This window comes from Streptomyces sp. NPDC043861, assembly GCF_056435905.1.
Window position 1 is genome coordinate 287,565 of sequence record NZ_JBWKDP010000009.1, and the last position, 18,365, is coordinate 305,929.

An 18,365-nucleotide genomic window follows, 5' to 3' on the forward strand; every position below is an offset into this window, starting at 1 on the left:
GGCGGCTGGTGTGACGACACGGATCAAGGCCATCCTGTCCGGCGGGTGGCCGGGGGACAAACCCGTTTCCCGGCCGCCCGCCGGACCCACGACCGCGGCACGTGGGCCCGGCCGCCCCCTCGCGTCGGCCGGGACCACGGGCCGCGGTCACACCCGCGGCACGGCCGTCTGCGTCTCGGGGCGGGCGCCGCGCCAGGCGTACAGGGACGCGCCGGCGATGAACAGCACCGCTGCCGCCGCCCACGCCCCGGGCCGGGAGCCCGGCTGTACGGGCCAGGCCCAGACGTCGGCGGCGCCGCCGTGTGCCGCGGACGCGCGCAGATGGACCGCGCCGAGGCACACGAAGGCCGGCAGCCAGCTCAGCCTCGCCCCGGTCACCACGGCGGCGGCAGCCGTGATGCCCACGGCCCCGACCGCGTTGCGCGCCATGGCGGCAGCGCCGAGGTCGGACATGTGCCCGAGCACCGCCAACGCCGGAACCACGGCGGCGAGCGCCGTGAGTCCGATCAGCTGGGCCAGCCGCCGTGGCCACCAGGGCCGCACGGCCGTGCGGTCGAGCTCGTCCATGTACGCATGCAGACCCGTGCCGATCACGGCGGCGCACAGCAGCGGCGCAAGCGCGACGACCGGCACCCGGCGCGAGGGATCCAGAAAGGCATGCGGGCCGTCCGCGGCCGCCCATGCCGCGAGCACGGCGACGGCGGCCAGCCAGGTCAGGGCGAGTGGAACGCCGCGCGAGCGGGCGAACAGCACCGGGCCACTGAGCGAGCGCCGAGGCGCGAGGTGAGTGGTCACAGGGCCGGCACCTTCCCCGGGTCGCAGCTGCGGGCTGTCGCGAAGTAGCGGGAGAGCCATGCGCGGCGCTCGTCGGCAGCCATTCCTGCCAGCCGGGTACGGGCGGCCCGGTCGGCCTCGATGCTCGCCACTTCCTTGCGGTCGCCCGCCCGCCGGGCCAGCCGCAGCCCCTCGCCCTCCGTCTCGTCCAGGGAGGGCGAGGGACTGAGCCACTCGGTCACCGCGCGGTCCACCCGGCCGGCACGCTCGTCATCGCTGCGCTCGCAGTGGAGGAAGTGACCGGTCAGTGCCGCGGCGGCCTCCCACGCGTACCGGTCGGGGTCCGTCAGTTCGCTGCGGACGACCGACCAGCCGATCGGGGTCACGATCGGCAGCTGAACCTCGTCCCGCCGCGGGTCCCGAGGCAGGTCCTCCCAACGCACCGGAAGGTTCTGCACACCTTCGAGGCGGCTGTGGAGACCGGACAGTCCCTCCTTGAGCTCCGGCAGCAGCCCCGGATGGAGGGCGCTGACACAGATGTTGGGGCGTACGGACGTGTCGCACACTTGCCGGTACAACAACGGGTCGTCGTGCCACATCCGGTCACCGGTTCTGGCGATCGGCACCGCAGCGACGACAGCGGCGACCAATGGCACCAGCGCGGTGTACTTCCGGGGTGCCGCGTACGCGAGGACCGCGGCGGCCGCGAGGCCTCCGACCCACGTGATCGCGGCCAGTGGCTGCCACCACACGGGGTGCTGGTAGGTCAGGAAGCCCTCCGCGGACACCGGGCTGAGATGCCGGGCATCTGCCATCGCATACGTCGGGGCGGCGAGGCCCACGTACGCGCAGGCGGCGAGGACCGGTGCCATCGGCCGCCACGCCACCAGCCGCCCGACGACATGGCCGAGCAGATTCATGGCCACGAGGAACACCGCGCCCTCGAGCACCGGGTACAGCCGGGGCCGGCCCGCCGACGTGTACGGCCAGTTCGCGGCCAGCACGGCTGCCGCCGTGACCGCGTATCCGACGACCAGCCACGCCGCCAGGGGCAGCGCCCCCGTGAGGAACTGGGCGAGCGGGCCGCGCGAGGCGGATGCGCGCAGCTCGTCCGTGCGGCGGCGGCGCTCCCTGCCGCCGTGCCAGCAGCCGGCGGCAGCCGCGAGCGGGCCGCCGAGCAGCACGTTCGCCACATGGAGTTCGGCGTGGGCCTCGCCCCAGCTTCCCTGCCATTGCGAAGCCTTGGTGGCCATGGCGGCCGTCAGGGTCACGGTGACGGCCAGGCCCGCCCAGGGCGCGAAGCCGCGCCGGAACTCGCTGCGCAGGGGATGCGCGCCGGCACGGACACCGGACACCGCCCGGGGAGTGCTCGGCGCGGTCCTGGGCCCGCTCTCCGAAGTGCTCAACGCGCCGCCCCCGAATCCGCCGGAGCCGAGTGCCCGGCGCGATGGGCGCGCAGCGCGGCCGTGTACCCGCGTTCCACCGGGTTGCTGCCGCTGTCGTCCGCAAAGTCCTTGCCGAGCGCGGTCAGTTCGGCCGTCGTGCCCCGATAGGCGACGCCGCCCGACTCGAGCAGGGTCACCCATGAGCACGCGGTGGCCACGTCCTCGACGAGATGAGTGGAGACGATCACCGTGGAGTCGGCGCCGAGTTCCTTGAGCAGTGCCCTGAACCCGACCCGCTGCTCCAGATCGAGACCTGCCGTGGGCTCGTCGAGCAGCAGCAGTTCCGGTTCGTTGACGAGCGCCTGGGCAATGCCGACGCGGCGCAGCATGCCCCCCGACAGGGTCTTCATCCGGACATCCATGCGGTCGGTGAGTCCCACCCGCTCGACGGCACGTTCCACTGCGGCCGGGACGCCCGCCGGGTCCATCTCCTTCAGCCACGCCACGTACGAGACGAACTCCCGCACGGTGAACCCGGGGTAGTAGCCGAAGTCCTGCGGCAGATAGCCGAGCCTGCGCCGGATCTCGGCCCGCTCCCGGGGCGAGGAGGCATCCCGGCCCAGCAGCTCCACGCGGCCGGCGGCCGGTGCGGCCACGGTCGCCAGGACGCGGATCAGCGACGTCTTCCCGGCGCCGTTGGGACCGAGAAGTCCGTGCACCCCCCTGGCGAAGTCGAGTGCGACCGCGTCGAGCGCCACGGTTCTGCGGTGCCGGACCGTCAGTCCGTCGACCCTCACTGCGTTCATGAATTCCCCCATGGTCCGGAGTTCCCGAAGGACGGATAGTCGAAGGCCCGGCGGCGCAGGACGAGCACCCCCGCGCACAGGGCGCCGGCCGCCGCCCAGGCGCCCTGGGCGGCCGGTCCGGAGAGGTACGGGGCGATGCGGCCGGCGAGTTCGGAGGCCGAAACGGTCAGGATGCTGCCGTCCGCGAGCGCGGGACCGACGCCCACGGCCAGCCACCCGACGGCGACGAGCCAGGCAGCGGCGCGGCACCCGATGCAGGAGCCGAGCGCGAGCGCCGCAAGGGTGAGCGCGAGACCGGGCAGCAGCCAGGCGGCGGCTCCCGGCGCCCCTGCCACGGGAGGCAGGACCGCGCTCGCGGCGGTCAGCAGCGGCACGCTCACCGCCAGCACCACCGCCGTCCGGGTCAGCAGCAGCCGCAGCCCGCCGGACGGGGTGGCCGCGGCGATCTCGTGGAGAGGGTCTGCGTGGCGCCCGTACGACACCGCCACCCCCGCGAGCGGCAGTACGGGCGCCACGCAGAGCAACAACGGCCGGGCCCCCGCGAACCCGGCCCAGTGACCCATCGCCAAGGCGCCTGCGACCACCAGGGCGAGCGCCACCAGCCAGGCCCCGTGCAACGCGGGCCCGACGGCCCATGCCGCCCTGACCAGGGGCCAGGCCCGGCGTGCACGCATGTCCCCGGCCCGTGGCCCGGCCGCCTCCGGCACCGCGACGGGTGCGATCTCCGCCAGGAGGCCGGTCCGGACGGCGTCCAGGACGCGTGCTGCCGGTGTCGCCAGGACCGCCGCGGAGACGCGTGTGGCGCAGCCGGAGCAGCACTCGACGTGCTTCTCCAGGGACCACGCGTGTGTTTCGGGGAGGGCCCCCTCGGCGTACCGGGCGGCCAGGGACTCGGTCACGTGCCAGGCGTGGTCGGTCATGCGGTGCCTCCCAGCGGGTCGTTGTGCGCCCCGGGCGCGAGATGGGCGAGCGAGGCGCGGAGTTCGCGCCGGGCGCGGTGCGCCCGGGTCTTGACGGTGCCCTCGGGGATGCCGAGCAGACGGGCGGCCTCGCGGGTGCTCAGTCCGTCGATGACCGTGGCACGCAGTACGTCCCGCAGCTCCGGCGAGATGCCGGCGAGCGCCGCTCCGACGTCGCCGTACTCCAGTCCGGTCAGCACCCGTTCCTCCGCCGACGGCACGGCCCCGACGGGGAGGTGCTCCACCGGGGCCGGTTCGTCGGTCCGCCCGAGTGCACGCCGGGCGTCGACGAGCCGACGGGCCGCGATGACCCACAACCAGCCGCCCGCCTCGCCGCCGCGGTGCGAACCGGCGGAGCGCCAGACCGTGACGAAGGTGTCCTGCAGTACTTCCCGTACGGTCTCCGGGTCCGCGCAGCGCCGCGTCAGGCGGGCGTGCAGCCAGCCCGCGTGACGGTCGTAGAGCGCCGCGAGCGCTTCCGGGTCCCCGCCCGCGACGGCACGAAGCAGCGCCGCGTCGTCGTCCCGGTCCTCCCCTGTGGGGCGCAACAGTCTCACGCACTCTCTATCGCTCGTGGGGGATCAACCGGTTCGCGGTTCCGAGTGCCGAGTCGTGTGGCGCAGGTCATGGACGGGGCGCATGGTGATCGCGTTGGCTGGGCAGGGCTCGGGGGCTGTGCGTGGGACATCGACATAGAAGGGGCCTTGCGTGGTGCACCGGCTTGAACCACGTGAACTGCTGGCGGGTGTACCGCGCCAGCGGTCGGTGCCGCCCGCGCAGACGGTTCCGCCGTCGGCGCCGGGGGACCCGAGCGCATCCGCCGAGGCGCCGGCACCGGAGGGCCGGCGGGCACCCGCGCGTGCGAAGGGCGCTGCCCTGCGGCTCGGTCGTCTGCTCCCCACTCCGGCCGGCACCCCCTTCACGTTCTGGTACACCCTCGTCCTGCTCGGCACCTCCCTCTACACCGACTACGGGGACCCGGCCACCGTCTCCGCCCTGCTGCGCGGCTCCAGCACGGATGTCGCGCATCTCGCCACGACCCCGCTGCTCGTACTCGTCGCCAGCGCCCTGTGGGTCGCGGGCGGGCTCACATCCGCGTTCGCCGTCGGATTCGTCCTCGTCCTCACGGCCCTGGAGCGGCGCATCGGAGGATGGCGCGCCGCCGCCGTGTTCCTGGGCGGTCATGCCGCGGTCACCCTCGCGACGGAGATCCCGGTCGGAATCTCCGTCATGGCCGGCCACCTGCCCGGAACATCACTGCAACGCCTCGACTACGGCATCAGCTTCGGTGTGCTGGCGTGCGTCGGCGCGCTGACCGGACTGTTCGCCCCGATGGTGCGGGCGGTGGTCCTGGGCTGGGTGGCGGTGGTGCTGACCGGCGACCTGCTGACCTACGCGGACCCGCTCAGCAACTGGGGCCACCCGCTGGCCCTGCTGGTCGGAATCGCGACCTGGCCGGTCGTCCGACGGTGGGCGCACGACAGGGCGGTGGCAGGCCGTCCTCACTCCGCCTTCGCGTCGTAGAACACGCTGACCAGCGGCGCGACCGATCGCCACCCCAGGGACTCGTACAGTGCCCGCCCGTCGGTCGTCCCGCCCAGCACGCCGACGGCGGCGCCCTGATCGACCGCCGCGTTCTGGAGCGTGGACATGATGACGCTGCCGAGGCCCCTGCGGCGGTGTTCGGGGGCCGTCTCGATCTGGTCGACGACCGCGGCTCCCGTCACGCTGCCCAGGGCGATCTGGCCGCGCGCCGCAAAGCGTCCGTCATCCGTGGTGATCAGCGCCCGGGTGACCCCGCCGCGTGTCCATGTCCGCAGCCGGTGTCCGTACGGTACGACGGCCTCGGTCCGACGGAGCCCGGCCGTCATCAGGAAGCCGGGCTCGTCGGTTGTCCAGTCGGGGCCCAGCCAGGCGAGGACCTTCTCCGGCTCCTCGAAGACCTTGAGCCAGTGCCCCGGGATCCGCGACGCCACGGCGGCCTCGTGGACGGAGGACTCGGCGCGGGCGGTGAGGACATCACGGCCGGTGTGACGGGGAAGTCCGACGTCGATCGTGAAGCCCCAGGGCACGGCCACCGGCTCCGCGGCACCCCGCGAGACGACCCAGCCGTCCACCCAGGCCCGGATCAAGCATGTAAGAGATGAGTCAGTCATGTGGCTATTACATCGGCTGGTCGTGGGTCGTGGCGCGCGTGATCGCTCACAGCAGAACGCCGCGGGGGAACATCTGCCGTCCCCCCTGCATTGAGTCCGTACAACTCAACTTGAATGCCGAAGGGGAGATCATGGCTGCTGAGTCCTCCGCGTACAACGCCGCGCTCACTCTGCCTGTGCTGCCGCTCGACGACGAGGTCGTGCTGCCCGGCATGGTGGTGCCGCTCGACCTGTCCGACGCCGATGTACGGGCTGCGGTGGAGGCTGCCCAGGCAGCAGCCGGATCGGAGCCCGGCAAGCCCAGGGTCCTGCTCGTGCCACGCGTCGACGGAACCTACGCGGCGACCGGAGTGCTCGGCACCGTCGAGCAGGTCGGCCGGCTGTCCGACGGTGACCCCGGCGCCCTGATCCGCGGTCACAGCCGGGTGCGCATCGGCGCGGGCACGACCGGCCCCGGAGCGGCCCTCTGGGTGGAGGGCATCCGTGTCGAGGAGATCGTGCCCGACCCGCTGCCCGGAGCAGTGGCCGAACTCGCCAAGGAGTACAAGGCACTCGCCACGAGCTGGCTGAGGAAGCGCGGCGCATGGCAGATCGCCGACCGCGTCCAGCAGATCGACGGCATCTCGGCACTCGCCGACAACTCCGGATACTCGCCCTTCCTCACCACCGCCCAGAAGGTGGAGCTGCTGGACACCGCCGACCCGGTGGCCCGTCTGAAGCTGGCGACCGAACAGCTCCGCGAGCACCTCGCCGAGCAGGACGTCGCGGAGTCCATCGCGAAGGACGTCCAGGAGGGCGTCGACAAGCAGCAGCGGGAGTTCCTGCTGCGCCGCCAGCTCGACGCCGTCCGCAAGGAGCTGCGGGAGATCAACGGCGAGTCCGAGGGCGAGGAGTCCGACGACTACCGCGCCCGGGTCGAGGCGGCCGACCTCCCGGAGAAGGTCCGCGAGGCGGCGCTCAAGGAGGTCGACAAGCTCGAGCGTTCCAGCGACCAGAGCCCCGAGGGTTCCTGGATCCGCACCTGGCTCGACACGGTCCTCGAACTGCCGTGGAACGAGCGCACGGAGGACGCGTACGACATCCGGGGCGCCAAGGCCGTCCTGGACGCCGAGCACGCGGGCCTGGACGACGTGAAGGAGCGGATCACCGAGTACCTGGCGGTGCGCAAGCGGCGCGCCGACCGGGGGCTGGGCGTGGTCGGCGGGCGGCGCGGGGGCGCGGTTCTCGCGCTCGTCGGCCCGCCCGGTGTCGGCAAGACCTCGCTCGGCGAGTCCGTCGCGCACGCGATGGGGCGCAAGTTCGTCCGTGTCGCACTCGGCGGTGTCCGGGACGAGGCGGAGATCCGCGGCCATCGGCGCACCTACGTCGGTGCGCTGCCCGGCCGCATCGTCCGCGCCGTCAAGGAGGCCGGGTCCATGAACCCGGTGGTCCTCCTGGACGAGATCGACAAGGTCGGCTCCGACTTCCGGGGCGACCCTGCCGCGGCGCTCCTCGAGGTCCTCGACCCGGCACAGAACCACACCTTCCGCGACCACTACCTGGAGGTCGAACTCGATCTCAGCGACGTCGTCTTCCTGGCCACCGCGAATGTGCTGGAAGCGATCCCCGAGGCTCTGCTCGACCGGATGGAGCTGGTCAGGCTCGACGGCTACACCGAGGACGAGAAGGTCGTCATCGCCCGGGACCACCTGCTCCCGCGCCAGCTGGAGCGGGCGGGGCTGCAGGAGGGCGAGGTCGCCATCGACGAGTCCGCGCTGCGCAGGCTCGCGGGCGAGTACACCCGTGAGGCGGGCGTACGGAACCTGGAGCGCTCGATCGCCAGGCTGCTGCGGAAGGTGGCGGCCCAGCACGAGCTCGGCGCACGGGAACTGCCGTTCACCGTGTCCGACGCTGATCTGCGCGGGCTGATCGGCCGGCCGCACCACGTCCCGGAGGCCGCCCAGGACCCGGCCGAGCGCCGCACGGCCGTGCCCGGTGTGGCCACGGGGCTGGCCGTGACCGGTGCGGGCGGCGACGTCCTGTACGTCGAGGCGTCGCTGGCCGACCCGGAGACCGGCGCTTCGGGGCTGACCCTCACCGGCCAGCTCGGCGATGTGATGAAGGAGTCCGCGCAGATCGCGCTGAGTTTCCTCCGCTCGCACGGTGCGGAGCTGGAGCTCCCGGTCGCCGATCTCAAGGACCGCGGCGTGCACATCCACTTCCCCGCGGGTGCGGTCCCCAAGGACGGCCCGAGCGCGGGCATCACCATGACCACGGCGCTGGCGTCGCTGCTCTCCGGCAGGCTGGTCCGTACGGATGTGGCGATGACCGGTGAGGTCTCGCTGACCGGGCGGGTGCTCCCGATCGGAGGTCTGAAGCAGAAGCTGCTTGCCGCGCACAGGGCGGGAACCACGACGGTCGTGATCCCCAAGCGGAACGAGGCCGACCTGGACGACGTCCCGGCGGAGGTCCTGGAGAAGCTGGAGGTCCACCCGGTGACGGACGTCCGCCAGGTGCTGGAGATCGCCCTGGCCCCGGCGGAGGTCGCGATGACCGCGGCGGCGTAGCTCCTCCGGGGGCCGGCCCGGCTCCCACCGTTCACTTGTGCCGCCCGTGCCCGGCGACTTCCGGGCACGGGCCACGTCCGTGTGGCGACAGGTCCGGTGAGCACCGGCCACGGCGGCGGTCCGGCCCGGCGGAACCTGCCTCCGCCGGCAGCACGCGGGCCGTTCACCGGCGGCACGGCGCGGGGACGACCTCGGGGTCCACCATGGGGGAGTCGGGTGCGGGAGCCGGACGTCGCCCATGGCCGACGGGGGCCGACGGCGGTCTCAGGCGTCGAGCCAGCCCCTCAGCGTCGCCTGCGCCCCCGCCTGGAACCGGGTCTCGGCGCCCAGGGATTCCAGCAGGCGGCTGATGCGCCGTCTGGCGGTGTGCACATGCACCCCCAGTCGGCGGGCGATCGCCTCGTCCTTGAGTCCGGCCGCGAGAAGCGTCAGCAGTTCCTTCTGCGGCGCGGCGAGTGGGGCGCCGCAGCCGCTCAGGGGGGTGGCCCGGTCCCACACGGTCTCGAAGAGCGGTACCAGCGCGTTGCCGAGCAGCGCGTCACCGATCACCAGCGCGGACGCCGTCGGATCGGCCGCATCGCTCGGTGGCAGGAGGGCGATCCGCCGGTCGACGGCGATCAGTTTGGTCGGCACGGCCGTGGCGACCCGGGCCCGCAGGCCCCGCTCCATCAGTGCGGTCACCATGTGCATCTCCTCCGGCCCGACGAGCCCTTCGGGGTCGAAGACGGTACGGACCTCGATCCCGCGCTCGAGCAGTGCCTCGATGTCGAGCCCGGGCGGTGGCGAACTCCCGTTCCCCAGCTGTTCCCTGACATAGGGCGGACGGTCCAGGATGACGACCTCCCGTTCCGCCGAGGCCAGCAGGACGTCCGCCCGCTCGCCTATCTCACGCCGACCCGTGACGACCTCGATACCGCTCCCCGGAGCCGTGGGCGAGCCCGACATCAGCCGTCCGGCGAGCTGGTCGGCGGCCATGCGTAATCGCTCGAGTTCGGCCGATTTCAGATGCAGTTCGGCCTGGCGGCGGTGGATGAGCGTACGGATCGCGGCGGCGGGAGCGGCCGGTCGGGGCAGCGCGCCGCAGCCGGGGGCCGGGAGCGCGAGACCTTCCTCGACCAGCCGGCCGAGTGCCGCCTCCAACTGGTCCTGCGGCAGCTCCAGCAGCAGAGCCAACTCCTCGGCACCCGCCGCCCGTTCTTTCAGCAGGGCCTCGTACGCCAGCTCCTCGGCCGACCCCAGGCCGAGGGTGTGCAGTTTCCCCTCGATCATGTGCGGATTCTCACTCCGCCTTCACATGGCACACAAGTGTGCATGTCCACTACTCAACGCATTTGGCTCATTGCTGTGTTGGCGACCCACATGTTGCATGGCCATGACCACCTGAACCGGCTCTGACCAAGCACGTGGGAGGGGTACGTACTGTGCGCAAGCCCAGCAACAACCATGGAAGACCGGGTTCCGGAATATCCAGGGGGGCGGGAATCGCCGCGCTCCTGGCGGCCGCGGGTCTTCTGATCACCGCGGTCCCGGCCCAGGCGGCGACCCCGCCTCCCCCGGCACCGCCCGTCGACGTCATCCCCGGCGACGACACCGCAACGCCCGCCCTCGTGGACGGCCTGCGTGAGGCCGCGGACGCCAAGGCCAGCCCCGCGGACGCCGCCCTCGATCACCTCGCTGCCAAGGAGAGCCGCTACCGCATCGCCGAGCCGGAGCGCGACCTCGCGCCCCTGCAGACGCTGAAGCGCGGCGCGGACGAGACCGTACGGCTCCAGCAGAAGCACCGGGGAGTCCCGGTGCTCGGCGGCCAGTACGTCGTACGGATGGAGAGCAAGGGCGGCAAGCGCGTCGTCACGGGTACCTCCGGCCAGTACTTCACGGGCCTCAAGGCGGGTACGGAGCCGTCGGTCGACCCGGACATGGCCGTGCGCCGTGCGGTCTCTGCCACCGCCGAGCGGCTGGGCGGCGCACAGCTCACGAAGGCCGATGCGGTGCGCAAGGAGGGCGAGAAGTCCGCCAAGGCGCAGGCGCTCGCCGGTACCGCGGGCGGCCTGGTCGTCATCCCGCGCGGTGACGGTGTGCTCGCCTACCACGTGACCGTACGCGGCACGAACGCCGTGACCGGTGAGCCGGTTCTGCAGCATGTGTACGTCGACGCGGGCTCCGGCTACCCGGTGCTCCAGTACAGCGGCATCAGGACGCTGACGGCGCCGAAGGCGGCGACGGACGGGTCCGGCACCGCTGCGAAGCGGTCCGCCGCCGGCAGGGCGGCCGCGGCGGACGCCCCCGCGGCCCACCCCGGCACCCAGGGCAGCGGATTACGCCTCGACGGCACCAAGGTCGGCCTCGAGCTGTACCACGACACCGTCCGTGGCGAATACGTCATGACCGACCACGCGCGGATGGCCGACAGCACCAAGAACACGCTGAGCACGTACGACGCCTCCGGCCGTGACGTGAACGACGTCGCGGGCCAGTGGCCGGCCGGCATCAAGGTGTTCGGTTCGGCCGCGGCGGACTTCGGCAAGGCGGCCACCGACGCGGGCGCCGTCGACGCGCACTGGGCGGCCGGCCAGGTCTACGACTACTACAAGAAGCAGCACGGCAGGAACGGGCTCGACGGCCGTGGCTCCACGGTCAACTCGCTCGTCGGTGTGACCGAGTTCGGCGGATCGTACGTCAACGCCTTCTGGGACGGCCAGAAGATGGTGTACGGCTCGGGCGACGAGGAGTTCAAGCCGCTCTCCGCCGATCTGGACGTCGTCGGCCACGAGATGACCCACGGGGTCGTCGAGAACACCGCGAACCTCGTGTACGCCGGCCAGTCCGGGGCCCTCAACGAGGCGATCGCCGACTACTTCGGCAACGCGATCGACGTCACCGCATCCGGGAAGTCGATGGACGATCCGGACGCGGGCCTGATCGGTGAGGACCTGTGCCGTACGAAGGCGGCGCGCGACTGCGCCTTCCGCAATCTCGACGACGGTGCCTCCACCTCCAAGAACTTCCTGGGCGTGACGTTCGGCACCGACAACGGCGGCGTCCACCTCAACTCCACCATCTTCTCCGGTGCGCTGTGGGACATGCGCCAGGACCTCGGCGGTGAACTCGCCGACCGGATCGTGTACAAGGCGCTGTCGGAGTACATGACGCCGCTCGACGGCTTCACCGAGGGCCGCAACGCCGTGCTCGCGGCGGCCAAGGACCTGGGCGCCGAGTCGCGGCAGCTCAATGTCGTGAAGCGGTCGTTCAGCGCCCACGGCGTCGTGCCCGGCTGGGAGGACGCCCTCGGTGTCGACACCGACCAGCTGTTCGGCAAGCTCAACATCTCCGGCACCGGCGTCCAGGCGGGCGGCGGCTGGTGGACCGTGTCGAAGTCGAACGACGACGGTTCCGAACCGTACTCCGTCTACGCAGGCCGTGCCGACGGCAAGGGCTCGCCCAAGCTGATCAGCCCGAACGACGGTCGCTACCACGTCTACCCGGCGACGGACGGCAAGACCGTCGTGTGGGCGGCGTACGGCACCACCAGCCTGGACATCCTGTCGCGTCCGCTCGCCGGCGGACCCATCAAGAAGCTGTACACGTCGTACAGCGACATCTCCGGGCTGCGGATCGAGAACGGTGTGGTCGTCTACGAGACGTACGGCATCTTCGGTGACCGCCATGTCGCCTACCTGCGCTCCGGTGACGTCAAGCCCACCCTGGTCGACGGCGGCGGCTTCTTCGTCGGCAGCGCGCTGCCCTCGATCTCGCACGGCAAGCTGGCGTACGCCAAGCTGTACCCGACCGAGACCGACTACAAGCTGGGCGTCGAGGTCCTGGACCTGAAGACCGGCACCAAGACCCTGACCGAACAGCTCGGCGACCCGCAGGGCCTCGGACAGACCGGCATCAACGGCAGCCACGTCTTCTGGCTGACGGACGAGATCCTGAACGACCAGGGCCAGATGGGCGTGCGGCGTGCGGATCTCGACGGCACCCACGCCTACGACATCAACCCCGAGGCCAAGCCCCAGGCGCTGATCGCCTTCGACCTCACCGTCTCCGAGGAAGCCGTCACGGTCAACAGCCAGTTGCCCGACACACGGCTCCGCAACGAGACCCTGCCCAAGCTGTGGCAGATGGCCACGGACGGCGCCCGGCTGGAGCGCGTCTCCTGCAACCGGGGCGAGCAGCTCTCCCCGGCCGCGGTCTCCGGAAAGCAGCTCGTCTGGCTGGACGGCACCACCGGCTGGACCGATCTGGTCACGCGCAACCGCCCGGCGGGCCTCTGCGGCTGATCCCCGCCATCCCGACCGGAACCCCCGACGCGGCAGGGCCGCGTCGGGGGTTCCGTTGTTGCGCGGGGGGTCAGCCGTTCGCCAGGGCCCGCACACGGTCGAGACCGCCATTGAACCTGTTGTGGTCGCCCACGATCGGGCCGGACGATGTGTACTGCCACATCGTGTGGTACGGCCAGCCGGCGGGGAGAGGGCCCGGGGTGGTGTGGTAACGGGCCAGCCAGAGGGGGTTGACGGCGCCGAAGCCGCCGTAGTTGCCGGTGCACTGGGTCCACCAGCTGGTGGCGGTGTAGATGACGGCGTCGCGTCCGGTGCGGGCCCTGTAGCGGTTCAGGAAGTCACGGATCCAGGAGACCATCGCGGACCGGGACTTGCCGTAGCACGTTGCGCCGTAGGGATTCCACTCGATGTCCAGAGCGCCCGGAAGGGTCCTTCCGTCGCGTGACCAGCCGCCACCGTTGTTCACGAAGAACTCTGCCTGGGCGGCGCCACTCGTGGTGTCGGGGGCCGCGAAGTGGTACGCCCCACGGATCATGCCGATGTTGTACGAGCCGTTGTACTGCTGCGCGAAGTAGGGGTTCTTGTAGTAGGTGCCCTCGGTGGCCTTGGCGTAGGCCCACTTCACTCCGCTGGTCCTGAGCGCGGGCCAGTCGACGTTTCCCTGGTGGCTGGAGACGTCGACACCTTCGGTGACGGCGGCGCGGCCGTCGCCCGGAAGACCGCCCCGGCCGTCGTATGCGGCCACGCCCATGCCCATATGGGCCGAACCGCGGGCGGGTGCGGTCCCGGCGGCGGAAGCCGTGCCGGGGAGGGGGAGGAGGAGAGCCTGGAACGCGAGGAGGCCGCAGGCCGCCATGGCTCTTCGGGTCGTTCCGGATCTGTGCACGGGCATCACGTGCCTCCGAGAGGCCTGGGTGGGGGGATGTGACGACCTGTCGACATGTCGTCAGTAATGGTGTGAACATGTCATTCCCGGAGTCGGGTGGGCAGAACCCCGGGCGGAGGGGGAGCCGGTTCCTGCCGTTGGTCTACGCCTGCGAAATACTGGCCGAGCTGCGGCGACGGCTGTCGCCGGAAGGAACTTTCATTGTCGGGAAAGCGTGCGAGGGGTGCTGACGTGCACGGAGGCGGTACGGGGAGTGGAGAGGAACCCACGGGAGGACGTGGTGCGGACCACGAATTCCAGGAGTTCCTCGCCCTGGAGCGCGAGTTGGCCGTCTTTCTTCGCCGTGCTCGAGCCAGCTCGGGGGAGATGGCCCGTGAGGTCCACCCCGAGCTCGAGCCGGCGGCCTACGGACTGCTCGTGCGGCTGGAGGAGTGCGGCCGGCAGCGTGCCACCGACCTCGCCGTGTTCTTCGGCGTCGGCAAGGCGACCATGAGCCGCCAGCTCCGCGCGCTGGAGCAGCTCGGCATCGTGGCCCGCGAGCCCGACCCGGCCGACGGGCGCGCCTCCCTCGTCCGACTCACCGACGAGGGACGCTCCCGGTTCCGCAGCGTGCGCAACGCACGGCGCGAGCGGTACGTGCGCAAGCTCGCCGACTGGGACCGTGGGGAGGTCGCGGAGCTGGCCCGGCTGCTGCACCAGCTCAACACCCCCGCCGAGGGCTGAGGGCGAGCGCCCGTCGGCGGGAGCGGCCGCCGCACGGCACCACCTCCGATCTACAGCTCCGCATACACCGCCGTCGCGTCGTCGTGCGTCTTCCAGCGCCTGATCCCGCCGCGCGTGCCCTCCCGTGCCGTGTCCGCGAGCTCCAGCTCCCGTACCTGCTCGATCAGTCCGTGCGGCCCCGCATCGCGCAGCAGGTCCATGAGATCGGCCCAGCCGCCCTTCTCGAACAGGTCGGACCAGCGGGACGCCCCGTCCGTGAGCGCCGCCACCGTCTGCACCTCCGTGCGTGGCGTACGGCCCGTCACCGCGCGACCCGACACCTGCGGGTCCGCGGCGGCCGTGAAGAATCCGCCCTCCTGATTGCGCAGGGCGTCGGTCGCGCTCGGCGAGCGCAGCGTCTCCCGCGGGATCCGGTCCAGCCGGTCGTCCAGCACCGCCCGCACCGAACCGTCCGGCGACGCCAGCAGCAGCGTCGAGTCGGAGAGGACGAGATGCTCGACCCACTCCCCGCCCCAGCGGACGACGACGACCGTCGCCTGAGGTGTGCGCACGTGAGAAAGGTCACAGGTCCCGCGGTGGGCATCCGCGGTGCGCCGGATCGACAGCGAGAGGATCTCGGTCAGGGGTGCATCCCGTAGTGAACCGGACAGTTCGACAAGCGCTCCACCGAGCCGGGTGGTGAACCACGGCACTCCGTGCACACAACCGTCATCACCCCTCGGCGGTGTCACCCCGTCCAGGACGACCAGGGATCCGCCCTGGCCCGAGGCGGGGAGGGCGACGGATGCCCAGTCCTCGTTGGGCCGTCCGGGGTCGCCGGGCGCGGAAGCGAGTTCGAAGCGCATGATCCCCAGTCTGTCCGAGCCGACACGGCTTCTTCACAACGCCCACCGGAACCCCGAATCGACCCCGGTCGGGCGGTCGACCAGCGGCTTTTGGCCGGAATGATCAACTCCGAGGGGGTGCGGGCGCGCATCCTGCCAAAGCCCGCGCCGAAGGTCCACCCGGCGTTCCGCGCACGGCCGGAACGGGCGTGCAGGCGAGTTGTTGAGCAACTCCTGAGTGATGTTCACTCGTTCGGGTGGCGGAGCGGCTGATGCGCGTCCCCCTCCCAAAAGCGCTGGAATGGTCGTAAGCCGTACCAGGGGTGGGGAGCATTGTCGTGTTGTGACCGGCTGTCACCTCTGCTTCATGGGTGGACGAGTCGAGAATGCGAGCACCGGTGCAGAAGAAGCGGCCTCGGGGCAAGGGCGGCATGCCCAGTACGGCGACGTCGGGGCACGAGGCGACGACCGCCGCGATCCCCGGGGGGACTCCGCAGGCCGGAACGGTGCCCACCGAACCCGGCCTCATTCCCGGCGGACGCCCCGTCCGGGTGCGCAGCAGGCTCGTCGCGGGAGTCGCGGCCGTCTCGCTCACCGTCGTCGCGGCGGGCGCACCCGCCGTCCTCGCCACCTCCGACGAACTGACCGAGTCCCAGCGGCTCGTCACCCTCGCCGAGCTCAACCGGCAGGCCGTCACCCTCGCCCACTCCCTTGCCGACGAGCGCGACGACGTCGCGGCGTACATCGCGGCCGGTCGTGCGGACCAGAAGGGCGACAAGAAGAAGCGCCGGACGATCTCCGAGAACCGCAGCGCCCGGGTCGACCGCCAGATCGACGAGATCAGCGGCAATGTGCCCGCCGACCACGCCGAGCTGCGCCGCGGCCTCGCCACCGTGCCGTCCGTGCGGCGCACCGCACTCACCGGCAAGGGCTCGGCGATGGAGGCGTACAGGGCCTACACCGACATCATCGGCGGGCTGCACGCGCTCGCCGACGAGCTCGCCGAGAAGACCCCGGCCCGCGCCGCCGAGGCCACGCGTGCACCCGCCGCCCTCGGCCTCGCCGTCGAACAGGCCTCCGCCACCCGAGGACTGCTGCTCGCCGCACTCTCCGTGCCGGTCCCCGAGAACGACGGCCCCTCCTTCGACCCCGTCACCGGACTGCCCGTGGAGCAGAAGGCCGACAAGGCGGCCGAGGCCGCCCGCAACGTCCTCAGTGCCGCAGCCCAGCAGGCCCGCGTCCGTGAACTCGCAGCACTCGCCGATTTCGACCAGGCCGCGAGCAGCGACGCACGCAGCCGTCTCACCGCGACCGTCACCGGCCCCGACATCAAGACCGCCGAGGGCTATCTCACGCGGCTCACCGACCGGCCCGAACTCTCCGAGAGCGACCTCAAGTCCAACCGCGAGAAGGTCGAGTCGTCCCTCTCCGCCCGCATCGAGCAGATGCGGGGCGTCGAGTCCGCGCTCGCCACCGCCCAGATCGAGCGACTGGAGCAGGTACGCGACGACGACGTCACCGCTCTGGAGCTGCGCATCGCACTGCTCGGTGGCTGTCTGCTCGTGGCGATAGGCGTCTCGGCGGCCGTCGCCCGGACGCTCACCCGCCCGCTCGCCGTGCTGCGGATCGGTGCCGCCCGGCTCGCCGGCTCGCCCGAGGCGGGGGAACCCATCCGCTTCACCGGCCGCAACGACGAATTCGCGCAGGTCGTGCGGTCCCTCAACACCCTGCACGGCAAGCTCGTCGAGCTGTCCGCACGGACCGAGCGGCTCGACACTTCTCATGACGAGCTGGCTGCCGTACGCGAGGAACTCGTCACCCAGCGCGCCGAACTCCAGGCCCGCACCGCCGAGGCGACCGAACAGCTGGAGCGGCTCCGGAAGACGGTCGGCCACACCTTCGTGAACCTCTCACTGCGCTCCCTCGGTCTGGTCGAGCGGCAACTCGGCATCATCGAGAAGCTGGAGGAACGCGAGCAGGACCCGGAGCGCCTCGCCACCCTCTTCAAGCTCGACCACATGGCGACCGTCATGCGCCGGCACAGCGAGAACCTGCTGGTGCTGGCGGGCTCGGAGCACGGCCACGGCCATCCGGGGCCGGTCCCGCTGGTCGACGTCATGCGCGCCGCCGTCAGCGAGATCGAGCGGTACGAGCGCATCACGATCCAGTCCCTCCCGCCGCACGCGCAGATCGCCGGCTTCGCCGCCGACGACCTCAGCCACCTGGTGGCCGAACTGCTCGAGAACGCCACGTCCTTCTCGCCGCCGGACGCACAGGTCCAGCTCTCCGGCTGGCTGCTGGAGAGCGGCGAGGTCATGCTGTCGGTCCAGGACGAGGGCATCGGCGTGACCCCGGACCGGCTGCAGGAACTCAACGCGAAGCTCGCCGACCCGGAGCCCACCGCCGACACCGACGACGACGGGGAGGGCCTGGGACTGCGGGTGGCCGCGCTGCTCGCCCGCCGCCACGGCGTGCGCGTACAGCTGCGCGAGCAGAAGCAGGGCGGGCTGACGGCGGTCGTCGTCCTGCCACAGGCGTTGCTGCCGACGGTTCCGCCCACCGTCGCCCCGCAGACGGCACCGGTGCCGGGAGCCGCGCCCGTGCTGAACCTGCCGGGCTCGGTCGCCGAGGCCAACTCCAACACCCTGCCGGGGCGCTCGGCCGTCCGCGACCCGCTGGTCGCCGCGGCGGAGCGTTCCATCCGCGAGGCGGACCCGTCGGCCCCGCAGGGCGGGCCGGATGCCGCCCCGGCGCCGGTCCACCCGGATGCCGCCCCGACGGCGGTGCCGCCGGCCGAGTCCGTGCCCGAGCCGGGCGTGGCGGCAGATGTGCCGGAGGTGACCGGGCCGCGGTCCGCGGCGGGCCCCGCGCCCGTGGCGGGCACCGAGGCCGACTCCAGCACCCTGCCGGGCCCTTGGCCCGTGGCGGCCCCTGAGCCCGCGCCGGGCCCTGAGCCCGTGCCGGGCGTGGCGGCAGATGTGCCGGAGGTGACCGGGCCGCGGTCCGCGGCGGGCCCCGCGCCCGTG

The 18,365-nt window shown here is 72.1% G+C and carries 14 protein-coding genes; 5 read left to right on the forward strand and 9 right to left on the reverse strand.

Annotated features, from left to right (window positions below):
• Nucleotides 1-147: 147 nt before the first annotated feature.
• The 5 genes from AC068D_RS22200 to AC068D_RS22220 are packed head-to-tail and all read right to left on the reverse strand — an operon-like array spanning nt 148 to nt 4,481.
• Complete coding sequence (locus AC068D_RS22200; protein ID WP_478824750.1) at nt 148-795, reverse strand: hypothetical protein; 648 nt, start codon at nt 793-795, stop codon at nt 148-150.
• Nucleotides 792-2,180, reverse strand: a complete 1,389-nt coding sequence (locus tag AC068D_RS22205; RefSeq protein WP_478824751.1) for a hypothetical protein — start codon at nt 2,178-2,180, stop codon at nt 792-794. The genes AC068D_RS22200 and AC068D_RS22205 overlap by 4 nt, the downstream gene beginning before the upstream one ends.
• Complete coding sequence (locus AC068D_RS22210) at nt 2,177-2,965, reverse strand: ABC transporter ATP-binding protein (protein WP_478824752.1); 789 nt, start codon at nt 2,963-2,965, stop codon at nt 2,177-2,179. Before AC068D_RS22210 ends, AC068D_RS22205 begins: the two co-directional genes overlap by 4 nt.
• Nucleotides 2,962-3,885: a cupin domain-containing protein gene (locus tag AC068D_RS22215; protein WP_478824753.1), complete on the reverse strand. Its 924-nt coding sequence runs from the start codon at nt 3,883-3,885 to the stop codon at nt 2,962-2,964. Before AC068D_RS22215 ends, AC068D_RS22210 begins: the two co-directional genes overlap by 4 nt.
• Entirely contained in the window at nt 3,882-4,481 is a 600-nt protein-coding gene (locus AC068D_RS22220) for an RNA polymerase sigma factor (RefSeq protein ID WP_478824754.1), read from the reverse strand. Before AC068D_RS22220 ends, AC068D_RS22215 begins: the two co-directional genes overlap by 4 nt.
• Nucleotides 4,482-4,632: 151 nt before the next feature.
• On the opposite strand from AC068D_RS22220, the gene AC068D_RS22225 reads away from it, so the two are divergent.
• On the forward strand, nt 4,633-5,448 hold the full coding sequence (locus AC068D_RS22225; protein ID WP_478824755.1) for a rhomboid-like protein: 816 nt from the start codon (nt 4,633-4,635) through the stop codon (nt 5,446-5,448).
• Here the strand turns inward: AC068D_RS22225 and AC068D_RS22230 are convergent.
• Nucleotides 5,427-6,056, reverse strand: a complete 630-nt coding sequence (locus tag AC068D_RS22230) for a GNAT family N-acetyltransferase (RefSeq protein ID WP_478824756.1) — start codon at nt 6,054-6,056, stop codon at nt 5,427-5,429. The genes AC068D_RS22225 and AC068D_RS22230 overlap by 22 nt on opposite strands.
• Before the next feature lie 155 nt (nt 6,057-6,211).
• Between AC068D_RS22230 and lon the strand changes: the two genes are divergently transcribed.
• Entirely contained in the window at nt 6,212-8,626 is a 2,415-nt protein-coding gene (gene lon / locus AC068D_RS22235; protein ID WP_478824757.1) for an endopeptidase La, read from the forward strand.
• 264 nt (nt 8,627-8,890) lie between these two features.
• Here the strand turns inward: lon and AC068D_RS22240 are convergent, their stop codons facing one another.
• Nucleotides 8,891-9,895, reverse strand: coding sequence for a helix-turn-helix domain-containing protein (locus tag AC068D_RS22240; protein ID WP_478824758.1), 1,005 nt, complete (start codon nt 9,893-9,895; stop codon nt 8,891-8,893).
• A 152-nt stretch (nt 9,896-10,047) separates the two neighbouring features.
• Between AC068D_RS22240 and AC068D_RS22245 the strand changes: the two genes are divergently transcribed.
• Nucleotides 10,048-12,906, forward strand: coding sequence for a M4 family metallopeptidase (locus tag AC068D_RS22245; protein ID WP_478824759.1), 2,859 nt, complete (start codon nt 10,048-10,050; stop codon nt 12,904-12,906).
• A 70-nt stretch (nt 12,907-12,976) separates the two neighbouring features.
• Here AC068D_RS22245 and AC068D_RS22250 read toward each other — a convergent pair whose 3' ends face one another.
• Nucleotides 12,977-13,798: a lysozyme gene (locus tag AC068D_RS22250; protein ID WP_478824760.1), complete on the reverse strand. Its 822-nt coding sequence runs from the start codon at nt 13,796-13,798 to the stop codon at nt 12,977-12,979.
• A gap of 225 nt (nt 13,799-14,023) precedes the next feature.
• On the opposite strand from AC068D_RS22250, the gene AC068D_RS22255 reads away from it, so the two are divergent.
• A complete protein-coding gene (locus AC068D_RS22255) occupies nt 14,024-14,515 on the forward strand; it encodes a MarR family winged helix-turn-helix transcriptional regulator (protein WP_478824761.1) in 492 nt (163 codons plus the stop codon).
• A gap of 50 nt (nt 14,516-14,565) precedes the next feature.
• On the opposite strand, the gene AC068D_RS22260 is transcribed toward AC068D_RS22255, so the two are convergent.
• Nucleotides 14,566-15,360, reverse strand: a complete 795-nt coding sequence (locus AC068D_RS22260; protein ID WP_478824762.1) for a protein phosphatase 2C domain-containing protein — start codon at nt 15,358-15,360, stop codon at nt 14,566-14,568.
• Nucleotides 15,361-15,737: 377 nt separating this feature from the next.
• Between AC068D_RS22260 and AC068D_RS22265 the strand changes: the two genes are divergently transcribed.
• A partial coding sequence (locus AC068D_RS22265) for a sensor histidine kinase (RefSeq protein WP_478824809.1) occupies nt 15,738-18,365 on the forward strand: 2,628 nt, incomplete at its 3' end.

Bases quoted from the DNA above. Each gene is read 5' to 3' on its own strand.
- AC068D_RS22215 (WP_478824753.1), bottom strand. From the start codon at position 3,885: ATGACCGACCACGCCTGGCACGTGACCGAGTCCCTGGCCGCCCGGTAC.
- lon (WP_478824757.1), top strand. From the start codon at position 6,212: ATGGCTGCTGAGTCCTCCGCGTACAACGCCGCGCTCACTCTGCCTGTG.
- AC068D_RS22260 (WP_478824762.1), bottom strand. From the start codon at position 15,360: ATGCGCTTCGAACTCGCTTCCGCGCCCGGCGACCCCGGACGGCCCAAC.
- AC068D_RS22210 (WP_478824752.1), bottom strand. From the start codon at position 2,965: ATGAACGCAGTGAGGGTCGACGGACTGACGGTCCGGCACCGCAGAACC.
- AC068D_RS22240 (WP_478824758.1), bottom strand. From the start codon at position 9,895: ATGATCGAGGGGAAACTGCACACCCTCGGCCTGGGGTCGGCCGAGGAG.
- AC068D_RS22250 (WP_478824760.1), bottom strand. From the start codon at position 13,798: ATGCCCGTGCACAGATCCGGAACGACCCGAAGAGCCATGGCGGCCTGC.